Origin of the sequence: Trichocoleus sp. ST-U1 (genome assembly GCF_039961835.1) — a bacterium.
GTDB lineage: Bacteria > Cyanobacteriota > Cyanobacteriia > Cyanobacteriales > FACHB-T130 > FACHB-T130.
In genome coordinates, this window is the sequence record NZ_JAMPJZ010000120.1 from 1 (window position 1) to 12,544 (window position 12,544).

General features: G+C 47.5%; 14 protein-coding genes and 2 pseudogenes. 6 read left to right on the plus strand and 10 right to left on the minus strand.

The window, feature by feature from the left end; all coding sequences use genetic code 11:
• Positions 1-422: 422 nt before the first annotated feature.
• The gene (locus tag NDA06_RS24735; RefSeq protein ID WP_190412476.1) at positions 423-977 is read left to right on the plus strand and encodes a DUF6438 domain-containing protein; all 555 of its coding nucleotides are present in this window, start codon (positions 423-425) and stop codon (positions 975-977) included.
• 327 nt (positions 978-1,304) lie between these two features.
• On the plus strand, positions 1,305-1,991 hold the full coding sequence (locus NDA06_RS24740) for a Coq4 family protein (protein WP_190667836.1): 687 nt from the start codon (positions 1,305-1,307) through the stop codon (positions 1,989-1,991).
• On the opposite strand, the gene NDA06_RS24745 is transcribed toward NDA06_RS24740, so the two are convergent.
• The 3 genes from NDA06_RS24745 to NDA06_RS24755 form a co-directional block, all read right to left on the minus strand.
• Positions 1,969-2,175, minus strand: a complete 207-nt coding sequence (locus tag NDA06_RS24745; protein WP_190986750.1) for a hypothetical protein — start codon at positions 2,173-2,175, stop codon at positions 1,969-1,971. The genes NDA06_RS24740 and NDA06_RS24745 overlap by 23 nt on opposite strands.
• Positions 2,176-2,177: 2 nt before the next feature.
• The gene (locus NDA06_RS24750; protein WP_190986751.1) at positions 2,178-2,453 is read right to left on the minus strand and encodes a hypothetical protein; all 276 of its coding nucleotides are present in this window, start codon (positions 2,451-2,453) and stop codon (positions 2,178-2,180) included.
• Between the two features lie 167 nt (positions 2,454-2,620).
• The gene (locus NDA06_RS24755) at positions 2,621-4,360 is read right to left on the minus strand and encodes an ABC transporter ATP-binding protein/permease (protein ID WP_190430673.1); all 1,740 of its coding nucleotides are present in this window, start codon (positions 4,358-4,360) and stop codon (positions 2,621-2,623) included.
• A 107-nt stretch (positions 4,361-4,467) separates the two neighbouring features.
• Here NDA06_RS24755 and NDA06_RS24760 point away from each other — a divergent pair.
• A pseudogene (locus NDA06_RS24760) lies at positions 4,468-4,575 on the plus strand (aminoacyl-tRNA hydrolase); the annotation flags it as partial.
• A 215-nt stretch (positions 4,576-4,790) separates the two neighbouring features.
• On the opposite strand, the gene NDA06_RS24765 reads toward NDA06_RS24760, so the two are convergent.
• Both NDA06_RS24765 and NDA06_RS24770 read right to left on the minus strand, forming a co-directional pair.
• A complete protein-coding gene (locus tag NDA06_RS24765; RefSeq protein WP_190986752.1) occupies positions 4,791-5,408 on the minus strand; it encodes a L,D-transpeptidase in 618 nt (205 codons plus the stop codon).
• A 155-nt stretch (positions 5,409-5,563) separates the two neighbouring features.
• On the minus strand, positions 5,564-6,280 hold the full coding sequence (locus NDA06_RS24770; RefSeq protein WP_190986753.1) for a class I SAM-dependent methyltransferase: 717 nt from the start codon (positions 6,278-6,280) through the stop codon (positions 5,564-5,566).
• A gap of 270 nt (positions 6,281-6,550) precedes the next feature.
• On the opposite strand from NDA06_RS24770, the gene arfB (NDA06_RS24775) reads away from it, so the two are divergent.
• Positions 6,551-6,967, plus strand: coding sequence for an alternative ribosome rescue aminoacyl-tRNA hydrolase ArfB (gene arfB, locus NDA06_RS24775; protein WP_190412468.1), 417 nt, complete (start codon positions 6,551-6,553; stop codon positions 6,965-6,967).
• Between the two features lie 14 nt (positions 6,968-6,981).
• On the opposite strand, the gene NDA06_RS24780 is transcribed toward arfB (NDA06_RS24775), so the two are convergent.
• Both NDA06_RS24780 and NDA06_RS24785 read right to left on the minus strand, forming a co-directional pair.
• On the minus strand, positions 6,982-7,575 hold the full coding sequence (locus tag NDA06_RS24780; protein ID WP_190986754.1) for a TetR/AcrR family transcriptional regulator: 594 nt from the start codon (positions 7,573-7,575) through the stop codon (positions 6,982-6,984).
• A gap of 5 nt (positions 7,576-7,580) precedes the next feature.
• Positions 7,581-8,330 carry an alpha/beta hydrolase gene (locus NDA06_RS24785; protein WP_190986755.1) on the minus strand — a complete coding sequence of 250 codons (750 nt, stop codon included), beginning with the start codon at positions 8,328-8,330 and terminating at the stop codon, positions 7,581-7,583.
• Between the two features lie 326 nt (positions 8,331-8,656).
• Here NDA06_RS24785 and arfB (NDA06_RS24790) point away from each other — a divergent pair.
• A pseudogene (arfB, locus tag NDA06_RS24790) lies at positions 8,657-8,970 on the plus strand (alternative ribosome rescue aminoacyl-tRNA hydrolase ArfB); the annotation flags it as partial.
• Positions 8,971-8,993: 23 nt separating this feature from the next.
• A complete protein-coding gene (locus tag NDA06_RS24795; protein WP_190986756.1) occupies positions 8,994-9,728 on the plus strand; it encodes a class I SAM-dependent methyltransferase in 735 nt (244 codons plus the stop codon).
• Positions 9,729-9,829: 101 nt separating this feature from the next.
• On the opposite strand, the gene NDA06_RS24800 is transcribed toward NDA06_RS24795, so the two are convergent.
• The 3 genes from NDA06_RS24800 to NDA06_RS24810 all read right to left on the minus strand — a co-directional run.
• Positions 9,830-11,074, minus strand: a complete 1,245-nt coding sequence (locus NDA06_RS24800; protein WP_190986757.1) for a family 1 glycosylhydrolase — start codon at positions 11,072-11,074, stop codon at positions 9,830-9,832.
• A gap of 99 nt (positions 11,075-11,173) precedes the next feature.
• Positions 11,174-12,019, minus strand: coding sequence for an aldo/keto reductase (locus NDA06_RS24805; RefSeq protein ID WP_190986758.1), 846 nt, complete (start codon positions 12,017-12,019; stop codon positions 11,174-11,176).
• 248 nt (positions 12,020-12,267) lie between these two features.
• Positions 12,268-12,544 (minus strand): Uma2 family endonuclease (locus NDA06_RS24810; protein WP_348251903.1); only part of this gene is annotated, 277 nt, incomplete at its 5' end.

Genomic DNA, 12,544 nt, shown 5'->3' on the forward strand with positions numbered 1-12,544 from the left:
CCCCTCCTTAAGTTGCTCCTTGTCTCTCCTTAATTTTGCAATTCGACGATCGCCAACTGGCACACTATTTTCTCATTCATGCAGGAGGTCTAATGTATGAGTTGGAATCGCTCATGGGATGCTTCCAATTCTAGAGCTTAAACGAGCGATCGCTTGCTTTCTGCACCCCTTGAAGATATTGCTGTACGTTCAGTTGTCAAAGCTGAGTTGTTCTAGGGTGCGCTGCGGTGTAACAACCCAACTCGTCTACGGAGAACACCAATGATTTCACCCAATAGCATCAACAGCCGATAACTTAGCCTAAAAATAGAAAATTCCTACATCGTCTTCCGGTTTCTGAATTAGAAACCAAGAACTGAGAGCTGAAACAGCCGAATAAACTCGAAGTTAAGTCAATCTTTCTGATTTAGAGCCTAACGATAATGCGATCGCCACTTCTTCTAAGTCTAATAATCGGTGTAGCCAGTAGTGTTCTAAGCGTCTCTATTCCTAACTCCCCGTTCCTGGCGGCTGAAACCACTACTCCGAATCAAAGGCTACTCAATCAACCTCGACAAGTCTCACCACAAGTTGCGCTGACACTCGAACGGACAGCCTGTTTTGGCTTTTGCCCCATTTATAAGCTCACTGTTTATGGCAATGGCAAGGTGGTTTACGAGGGCAAACGGTTTGTGAAAGTGACTGGCACCCGAACAACAACTATCAGTAAAACAGCAGCGAGAAAGCTCATTGCAGACTTTCAAAAGCTCAATTACTTCAAGCTTCAAGACAGCTATACAGGTGGACACACCGATGCACCTTCTGCCATCACCTCATTGACAATCGGCAAGAAACAAAAAACAGTACACCATTACCTTCCTTCACCTGATGCACCGACTCAACTAACAGAATTGGAAAATAAAATCGATACCGTAGTGAATTCTAAGCAGTGGATTGGAACAGATGCTGAACGCGCCCCACGGGGAACTACGAAGTAATTAAATTGGCATCCCGCGCAACTTGCCGGAGGCATCTCGCTCCTGCTCAATTGCTACAAAACTTTGCCCCGTAGATAGTCGCAATCAGGCTATTCGAGAATCCACAAAATAGTCCTAAACAGACGGTCGCTGCGCTAGTATGATGCACAAGGAAGTTGCGTGTTAACTGAGGTAAAAGCCGAACGCAACAGAGCGATCGCAGCTAGAGTATAGGACAGCACAACAGGCAGAACGGTTAAGAACTGCGGGTCTCGATCCAGATACGTGCCAGATACGTGAAATTATCCCGCCAAGGGTTCGTTCATTTTGATTACCGAAGGTTTCCCGATGTCAAAATCTCCCTCGATTATCAATGCTGATAGGAGTCGCTCGGTTACTCCAGAACTTCTGAAAGGTTTGGAAGGTTTCCTTGCCTTTATCGATAACGGAACAGATATCGAGGCAGTTTTTGATATTGCTGCTGCCTTAGCCAACCATAAAGTTTCTGCTGCCGCGATTACCTATCTCAAGTCCCATCCTGAAATCGCTCAACTTTTTGAAGAACAATATATTGCACCGACTCCCAATTTAGAAGCGTTACTCAAGCTGCCTGAAGATTCGTTAGGCTTTGCCTATGCCTCTCATATGCGAGCAGCCAACCTCGATCCAGAGTTTTATCGCCAAGTCGAGCTTCAAGATGACACAAGCTATTTAGCACTGCGTATGCGACAAACTCATGATATTTGGCATACCGTTACAGGATTTGGCACCGATCCTGTTGGAGAAATTGGGCTGCAAGCATTTACGCTCGCGCAAAATCGCTCTCCGCTCGCAGTGATGTTGATTGCCGCAATCACCTTGAATACGATCAAGATGAACAGCGATTTAAACCCGCTTGTAAGTCTCATTCAGCAGAGCTACGATTTGGGGGATCGGGCAAAACCCTTTCTAGGGCAGAAGTGGGAAGAGGCTTGGGAAAAACCACTAGCAGACTGGAGAGCGGAGCTAAATGTCACTCCTTTTCGCCATGTTTGAGCAGAGCTAGCGGTTGTTTAATCTGCCACGTTTGAGCCTGGGATTCCAGCAAAGACTGATGGTAATTTGTCCACGTAGAGTGATGCCCGACACTCAAAAAAGTCGTCCCTTTCGCGTGTAAATTCGGAGTACACGCGAATCGGTGGCTGCGGCTATCAAGCGATCGCGCTAGGTGACTCGCCACTGCTAATCCTTATCTTCTCCATCCTTCTCCTCATCGTTATCTTGATCGGAGGAGCCAGTGGTCTCTTGGCCCTCGTCATCGTCATCATCAGCCTGATTACCCTGGTTGGATTCTTTTTCCGATTCTTGTACAGGTTCGGAATTTTTAGCGGCTTCACCACAACCAATTAGAACGATATTCCCTGCGAACATCACAAGCAGACTCAAGCAAAAAGCACTAAAAGATTTATTCCACAGCGGTATCATTTGGGATTTGGATTCTCCATCAATACGATTCATATCTTTTTAAACTTTAGCGAACTGCACGGGATTTAAACCTTAGATTTGATATGTCTATGGTCATGGATTGGCTTATCTCTGGACTTGTGCTTGCCAGCTTCCATTGACTCGGCTATTTCAATCAGCAGGTATTTTTATCACAAATGGGATGCTTCTGCCATCGCCCTTTAGGTAGTCGATGGCAGTTCCAACAACTCCGGTTGTTCTTCGACAAGAGCTAGGGGTTGTTTAAGCTGCCAAGTCCTATCCTGGGAGAGTTCCAGCAATGACTGATGATAATTTGCCAACGTAGCACGATGTCCCACACTTAAGAAAGTAGTCCCTTTTGCCTGCAAATGTTGATACAACCGTTCCTCGTTATCCAAATCTAGGGCGCTAGTTGCTTCATCTAGGATGGCGTAGTTGGGTTTGTTCAGGAGCAACCGGGCGAAAGTTAGCCGTTGTTGTTCGCCCAAAGAGAGGACATCTGCCCAATCCTCCTGGGCATCAAAACCGCCAAATCTTTCCTCTAAACCTGCTAAATTAACCTGTTCCAGCACTTGCTTTAAGTGTTCGTCGTCAACCTCAAGATGCGTGTTGGGATACAGCAATTGATCGCGCAGAGTACCAAGCACCATGTAGGGACGTTGCGGCAAAAATAGGATCTCGTCGGATTCAGGACGAACAATTTTCCCTGTACCAGAATCCCACAAACCCGCGATCGCTCTCAGCAGCGAACTCTTACCGCAACCACTTGGCCCCATCACCAAAAGTCCCTGTGCAGCAGGTAACTCTATGGACAAATCTTCTACTAATGTGCGCTGATAATTGGGAGTTTGCAGGCTGAGATGTTCGACTGCCAGCCGATCTGCTGATACCGTCTGAATCCTGGGTTGCTCATCGGATGCCCGATCTGCCTCTGCCTGTTCTAAAAACTGGGCAAAGGTATAAAGACGATTAATCCCAGCGCCAAAAGTGGTCAATTGCTGGAAGCGGGCAACGACAACATTGAGCGAGAAAAAGACGCGGACAAAAGCCCCCTGTGCCTCAGAAACTTTACCCACCTCCATTTCCCCGGCAAAAATCGCGGGTGCGACAACTAGGGCAGGCAGGACGAAGGGGATGAACTCATAAGCGTTGGTGAGAACATTTAAGTTTAATTCCCAAACCAGCAGGCGTTTGACGTTCTCAAACACATCGAGGAACCGATGCTTAACTTGGTTTGACTCCTGTTCTTCCCCTCGATAGAATGCGATCGCTTCCGCATTCTCCCGAATCCGCACCAAACCAAAGCGGAGATTCGCTTCTCTCTTCAATTGTTCAAAGTTGAGTCGGACAAGCGGCTTACCAAATACAAAAGTTGTTACTACTGTCCCAATTAGGGCATACAGCACCAGAAACAACACCAGGGGTTTAGAAATGCCCCAGAGTACGCTGCTGAAGGCGATCGTTGACAGCACAGACTGCACCAACACCAGTACAAAGGTGAGAGATTCCTGGGTAAAACTGCGAACATCCTCTGCAATCCGCTGATCTGGGTTATCAATTTCGGTTCCTGAGATATGCAGGTTGTAATAAGCGCGATCGCGAAAGTAGTTATCCACGAATCGATGAGTCAGCCATTTCCGCCATTGCAAACTGAGGCGATCGCGCAGATAGGTATAGCCTGCGAGCAATGGTGCATAGATCACCAACACAGCGATGAAAATGATGACAGTTTCCCAGAAGCGTGGCTCATCACGGGCTGAGAGGGCTGAAATCAGCACTCCTCGCTTGTTGTTGAGAACTACACTCAATCCCGTATACGCCAGCAGTAACAGCACTACGCCCAGCAATAACCCTCTGGCTTGCCATTTTTCATCCCCTGACCAATAGGACTTAGCGATCGTCCAGAACTGCTGGACTACATTGAAATTCAATCGATCCATCGGCTTATTTTCCTTACTTTGTCTGTCAGGAGATAATGAATAAAGGCGAATCAGAGCGAAATCTGCTCAACGACTGGTGCGACTCATCTCTGGACAATTGTTAAATTGTGCTACAAATTTTTAACACGGTGAGTATCCCAGAGTATGAGATTGAGATGATTGCAATGCCCTCTCAAGGGGCAGGCGGGCAAAACGTCAATAAGGTACCAAATTCTGAGCGTAGTTGCAGCCAATCAATACAAACTTCTGTCAAATCTTCAGGTATAAAAGTGCGGAGTGCGATGCCAATTGCAGAAGCTAACTATACAAAGGCGCGAATAATAAGTTATGAAGGGGCAAGTTTAGCGGAAAACTAGCTTATTTATAGTCAGCTTGATTTGTGAACAAAGAGCATTACCGCGATCGCAGAAAACACAACCACGTCAATCCATTAATCAATAATCGTTACTTTGGTACCTAACTTCACCCAACCCTTCTCAATTAACTGCTGCAATGTGTTTGAGTCGAGATGGATGCAGCCACCTGAGTTAGCTTGACCAATATTCTCCGGATTGGGTGTACCATGAAGTGCGATTGAGAACCAGTAGGGCGTTCCCTGAAATGTACTCATTTTAGGACCCGTGATGCTTGTCGTTGAAGTGAGTCCGATATAGCCATTTCCATAGGCACTGTCTGGGCTACCGTTCCCATCAAAGTCAAGAGAACTCATGTTCTTGAATAACTGAGCTAATCCTTGCTGAGGGTTAACTAAGTTGCGATACTGAGTAACTTTGACAAAACGCTTAACGTTATTTTGGGAAATCTGGTTGTACTCAGACTTTTTGTAGAGAATCAAGTCTACGCTCATCTCGCCTGTGGGAGTAACAAAGTCATTCATGTTTTGTTTGTCTTTGAGTCCGCCCTTACCAATGCCGATAGTTGCTTTGTAAATCGGAACGCTTTGGTTATTGAGTACCTCCAAGCGCTTGTCTACTCGATGAATGAGCAGCGAGTAACGTTCTTCTTGAATGCTGTTGAGTTTCTCAGCATTATTTACGGATGGTGGCAAGGATTGTGGCTTGGCTTCAATTACGTTTTTTGGAGTTGAAACGACAGCATCAGATGATGCACAAGCGCATAGGGCTATTGGTAGTGCAACTAAGAGCCAGTTTGAAATGAGACGAGATGTTGTAAACACAACTAACCTAACTGGGGCTTGCTCAACTATTTCTCATCATATAAGGCAGATCCTCTGAATTGTTCTTCTACGCAGGACACGAGAATAAGCGATAGAGGATGCTGCGTTGTTGGCTCAAGTGGTTCAATACATTGGCGTATCTGCAACTTTGCTTGGTTAAAAGCTGTCAGCCACGAACTGATAGTCCGAAAATACCAAGGCATTGGCTCCCACTCGTCCTCGCCAAAGCTCGTGAAGCGCTCGGTTCGCCAGCCCTCCTTGTAGGCGGTGTCGCCACAGGCACTCCACGGGTGAACCGTCTGCACAACTAGGTGCCCATTAGGTACTAGAACTGTACCCAGTGCAGCCAGCAGGGGTACAATGGTTTCCCCTAACAGCGAGAAGTTACAGACTACGAGATCGTATAGTCCATCAAGTTGATTTGGGTCGTTGACGATCCGATCGTAAGAGAGGGTGCGAAACCTACCACCACCTGCTGCGTGAGCTTGTTGAACTAAAGCAGGACTCCCATCTACCCCAAAGGCTTGGATACCGCGTTCGTTTAATGCGCGTACAAGCCAACCTTCACCGCATCCAACATCTAGCACGCGGCGAGGTTGCAGCGCCACCAAAACCTCCACAATGGCGGCATCAGTCACAACGCGGCGACTGGATATTCGTTGCTCGCGAACTGCTTTTGTCCAAGCACGAGCGTTCGCATTCCAACTTAAATGCAAGCGGTATTCCAAATCAGATTGGGACATAAAAGCCTCCAGTTGTGCAAATTATACGTGCAGCGATCGCCAATGGCATGAACAGTATGAAAGCACTCAAGCGTTGTCGAGGAAATACTTGCAGTACAAAGCGAACGTTTCTAGGCATAGTGAAAGAAAAACTCCGTGTTTGATATATTGCAGCTAGAGAGGGAGCTAGAGGCGAGGCTGCTACTTTATGCTGGAATCAGCACCAATAGAGCGAAACTGGGCAACAATTTCTGTGCAATGCTGCACTGTCTATAATCAAGCGAATCAATCATGCTGCAAATTTCTAACACCGTAAGTATTCCAGAGCATGAGATTGAGATGAGTGCGGTGCGATCGCAAGGGGCAGGGGGACAAAATGTAAATAAGGTGGCAACTGCCATTCACCTGCGCTTTGACATCATCGCTTCCTCACTACCTGAACGCTACAAAGAGCGGCTGTTGAAGCTTTCCGACCAACGCATCACTAAAGAAGGTGTCATTGTCATCAAAGCACAGGAACACCGTAGCCAAGAGCAAAATCGAGAAGAAGCATTGCAACGATTGCAAGACTTGATCAAGAGTGCGATCGCAGTCGTCAAACCACGCAAAAGGAGCAAACCAACTCGGAGTTCTCAAAGAAAGCGTCTGGATAGCAAAACTAAGCGAAGTCAGATTAAAACGATGCGTGGAAAGGTTACGGATGAATGAGATGGTGCGAACACTCAGTCTTCCTCCCCACAAAACTCCGCAATCACCTGTGCCTTGACCGCATCTAACGGATAGGTGTTGGGATAAGTTGAAAACATCAGCATAATGCCCTGAAGCGTCGAGGAAAAATAGAGCGATCGCTGTCTTGGGTTAGCAACTCCCAACTCGGTGAACATCTGCGTCTGGATTTCAAACTGCTTTGCCTGCTCATCCATCAACTTCTGGCTGTATTTCGCCACAATCGGGTCGAGCCGGGGTTGGGTAAACAGATTGAGATAAAATCGGAAAACCTCCGGTTGCCGTCGCACATCGTCTAACGCACCCTCGGCAATATGGCGAATTTGCTCAGCAGACGTTGACTTTGCAACGGCAGCATTCATGACGACCAGCAGATCATTGAGCCGCACATCGACCATTGCTGCCAAAACGTCTTCTTTACCCTTGAAGTAGTGGTAAAGCAGCCCCTTTGAAATCTGCGCTTGTTTGGCGATATCTTCAATCGACGTGGCGTGATAGCCTTTCGTGAAGAACAAATCCATCGCCGTTTTCAAGATTTGCTCCCGCGTTGCCTGACGGATGCGCTCGTTTTCTGCTGGGGTACGTGGCATGGCTTCTACTCACTGAGAAATTGAACGATCCGACTTGAAACCTCATCAGCATGAGTGAATGTAGGCATATGATCGGCTCCTTCAATGTAGGCAAAGTGAATGTCGGGTACCTGTTGAAATAATTCGGCAACCTTGAAAAGGTCAGGCATATCCTTTTTGCCGATGATAAACAGCGTTTTGGTTTGAAGCTCACTTAAGCGATCGATTGTCGGTGGCTGTGCCCAGAGCATCTCATAGGTTTTCCATTCAAAAGACCGTTTCATGTTGTGCGTTGTCATCTCCACTATATGATCGCGCTGTGGACTGGACATCACGACACTGTACACAGGATGGTTCAACAACACCTCAACCATTTTTTCCAAATCTGGAGCTACCGCATTGATTTGCGCGTACCATTGTTGAACATCGGGTGAGAACTGGAAGCCCGATAATCCCGGAGCCACCAGCACCAGCCTGGTTACTCTATCAGGATAAGCCAGGGCAAAATCGGTCGCAATTTGACCGCCGATCGAATGTCCAACTAGAATCACGCGATCGAGATTGAGATGGTCAAGCAACTGCCGCAAATCCTCAACATAGTGGGCAGGTTCGAGCAGTGGGGGTGACTGTCCGGCACCGCGTCCGTCAAAAGTGATGACCTGATAAGTCTGGGCTAGTTGCGGGGCAATCAACTCCCAATCTCGCAAATCTGCCATTGCGTTATGAATCAGCACAACCGCCTCACCCTTACCTTGAACTTCGTAATGCAAATCCATGTCTGTCTCCTTTCAGGTTTGTAGGACAGTTACAATGCAAATCCATGTCTGTCTCCTTTCAGGTTTGTAGGACAGTTACAATGAACGTTTCAGCCTGATTTTCCAGCAACAGCCTGGGCTGATAGGATCGATTGTTTCATCCTCAATATAATTTATGACTGAATAGACAGTCAATAAAAAAAATATCTCTACATTCCTAACATTCCTAACAACGCAACTATCTTGCCCTACCAATTATCTCTGCTACAATTTTCTGGAAACTCATAACCCCTGGTAATCCCACTCTTGGATGGGTTCCGGCTCCTACACAATAGAGATTTGGAACATCCTGTGCGATTCATCTGTGCTTTGATATCCTGGCTTCCTCGCTGCCCAATCGCTACAAAGAGCGGCTGTTGAAGCTTCCCGACCAGTGCATTACCAAGGAAGGGGTGATTGTCATCAAGGCTCAAGAACACCGCAGCCAGGAGCAGAACCGAGAAGAGGCATTGCAACGATTGCAAAACTTGATTAAAAGTGCGATCTGCGCTTCGCTATCGCGTTACCCAAACCCCGTAAACCCAGCAAACCGACTCGTAGTTCTCAAAGAAAGCGTCTGGATAGCAAAACTAAGCGAAGTCAGATTAAGAAGTCAGATTAAATGGATGCGAGGAAAAGTTACAGATGAGTGAGTGGTACAGAAAAGACCTTGCTTATATTCACGATGTCGGCTTCAGGAGTTATGTTCTGCAAGCAATGCCAGGAATTCTGGCAATTCTCAAACAGCATGGCATTCAGGATGGACTGGTTGTAGATTTGGGGTGTGGTAGTGGTTTGTCAGCTGAGGAGTTGGTTAGGGCAGGCTACCAAGTATTGGGAGTTGATATCTCATCTGACATGATTGAGATTGCCCGTTGTCGAGTTCCTTTGGCTAAATTTCAGGTAGGCTCGTTGTTCAAGGTTGAAATTCCTGACTGTAATGCGGTGATTTCGATTGGTGAATGTTTTAATTACCTGTTTGACCCCGACCACCAAACACTTACGCAAGTGTTTCAACGCATCCACGATGCTCTCGCACCGGGAGGCGTTTTTATCTTTGATATTGCAGAACCCGGACAGCTGACTTCTGCAACTCCAGTCAAAAGCTTTACTGAAGGCGAAGATTGGATTGTTTTGGTGGAAAAACAGGAAGATTCACAGCACATCCTGACTCGGCGAATCATTACCTTTCGGCAAGTAGGAAACGATTATCGTCGAGATGACGAGGTTCATCGCCAGCAACTATATGCAGCAGAAGAAATTGCCACGATGTTGCAACAAGTGGGCTACCAAGTCGAAATTCAGCGTTGTTATGGTCAGTTTGCTTTACCCAATGCCCATGCTGCATTGATTGCCAGAAAGCCTATGAGCAACCTTTGACTCTTGGCGATTGTTCCGACAGCCATCAAGACTTTAAGCGATCGCAACTTAAGACGATGCGAGGAAAAGTTACAGATGAATGACACTGCTGGATTAAATCTTTAACTCCAATTGCGATCGGCTTCTGGCTGCAATCGTTTAGCCGCGTCAATCACATCTTGCAGTTCTACTGGATCGCTCAACGGATCGGCATCAAGTGTCATGACCCGATTGAATTCCTTCTGCCATCGTCGCAGTTCTGCAATGTATGGTTCGCAAGGCAAGCGCTTCAGATTATCTCCTTCCTCCACCAAATCGTAAATCCCGTTGTGCAGCCACTTTCCGGTATGCCAATCCGGCATATCAACAGCAGGGAATAAACAAATTCCATGCAGATCCATCCCAGAATTAACCGCTGCTAGAGACTCTTCCACTACGTCTTTTAGCCACTCATCTCTGCCTGCTTCCATCCCACTGGTTTCACCAACGATCATCGGTCTGCGATAGCGTTCCCACACCCAGCGCATTAGCTCGCAAAGCGGTTTGATGCGATCGTCGTCGGGTTCTAGCGCCTGATGGGGGCCGTGTTCTCGGTATTCCATCTGACCGAAGGAATAGTGGTTTGCGCCCACGATATCGAGAATTTCTGGGGAACCGCCGAGGTCAGGATGCTCTTTCCCGTAGAGAATATCCCACGCCAAAAACGTATCCACATAGGTTTCGTGATGTGCTGCTTCAATTTGATCCGGGCGATCGCGCGGTGCTACCACTTGAACCAACGGATCGATGTGGATCATCCTTGAGGCGGGTTCCACCTCCCGAATCGCTTTCACTCCTGCGATCGCTGCCTTACACAACGCCAATCGCAAGCGAAAACGGTCTTCTTTTGTGTTTTTATAGGGAGCAACCCAACCCCATTCTCCACCGCAGAACGAGAAAAACGTAATTTCATTTATCGGCGTGAAAAAATAGGGGCCACGCAAGCGGGGAATTACATACTCCGCTGCTGCGCGACAGTAATTAGCATAGCGCTCGGTGAACTCATCGCTAAAGGGATCGAGATCGTCTGGATACCCGTAGTGGCAGAGATCCCAGATGGGAACGATCTGCGTCTGCTGCATTGCTTTGATCGTGGTGTCAAGGCTAGAGAAGTCGTAGCAGCCATTACGATCGACTAGAGGCCAAGGAATCGCTTCGCGTGCCACATCAATCCCCAGCGATCGCAAGATGTTGTAATCTTCCTGTGCGTGGCGATCGTGCTGTGTCTCTGCAATTAGATTTCGCCGTCCCTTGTCCTTCCAGAGAAACGTCGAACACTCAAAGCCAGAAATGAAGAAGGTGGGGAAGATTCCAGGTCCTTGAGCCATACGTTTGCTCTGTAAGTTTACTCGTCATGGTAGGCACTCTTGCTCATTTGAGACACTATCCAACGCGAGATAAATCCGTTGAGTTCCTTAGAGAAGTGATTACAGCATTTCTAAGGAAACAGGTTTAGTGGGTGGTGGAAAGGCAGCATCTAAGGAAGCCAATTCATCAGCACTCAATTTCAAATTCAAGGCAGCATAATTCTGCTCTACATGGTCAATCCGGCTGGATTTGGGAATCACAATTACATTATCTTGATGCAGTAGCCAAGCGATCGCCACTTGCGCCGCAGTGACTCCTCGTTCCCCAGCGATCGCCTTGAGTGTCCGATTGTTCAGCAAACGCCCTTGCTCAATTGGGGAATATGCCATAATTGGGATACCTTGTTGCCGACACCAGGGCAGTAGATTCCACTCAATTCCCCGTCGCATCAGGTTGTAGAGGACTTGATTGGTAGCAATTCCTTTCCCATCCTTCAACCCAAAGGCTTCTTCCATATCCTCGACATCAAAATTACTCACCCCATAGCTGCGGATTTTGCCGGATTTTTGAAGTATCTGAAATGCTTCCAGAGTTTCTGCTAATGGAACAGAACCGCGCCAGTGCAGCAGGTAAAGGTCAAGATAGTCGGTTTTCAACCGCTGGAGACTTCTTTCGCAGGCAGCAATTGTCCCTCGTTTCGAGGCGTTATGAGGGTAGACCTTGCTGACGAGAAAGACTTCTGCCCGACGAGAAGCGATCGCCTGGGCGATTACTTCTTCTGCACCGCCTTCGCCATACATTTCGGCAGTGTCAATCAGAGTTAGACCCAGATCGAGTCCGTGGCGTAAGGCATCTATTTCGCTTTGGCGATTCCTGGCATTTTCCCCCATCTGCCAGGTGCCCATGCCAAGAACCGGAATTAATTGTCCCGAAGGTAGTTTAAGAGTTCGCACGGCAGTTTCCATCCATTCAAGCTATTGCCCTTGAGCGCATTTTTGGCTGAGGCATGGGCATGGCATCAATTGTAGAGAAAAGCGCTGTTGTGGGAAACGCAATGAGCTTGTAGTTCTGCTTGCACTTGCTCTCATCGCAATGCGGCGATCGCCTTCTCTATCAACTGCTGACAGCCTTCTAGTTGAGTCACATCAGTGGGAATTGCGATCGCCGTTATAGTGAAATACCGAAGATCAGAGCCGCGATCGCCTTTGACCAGCTATTTCTGGAGTGCCTGTTGAAAGGTCTTGATGGCATCAACGTGATTCACCATATTGATGCAACGTAACAACAAATCCAGATCGATCCCTTTCATTTCCTCACTACTGGAAATTTTTTCGTAGTCCAGAGTGTTGCCCTCTCCCCGCAGGTGATAAATCTCTAGCACTCCGTCTTCCCAGAACCACACTTCAGGAATCTTCAGGCGCTTGTATACCTCTAGTTTGTTAATGCCGCCACTGGTAAACACCACTTCGATCGCCAGATCGGGACGCACT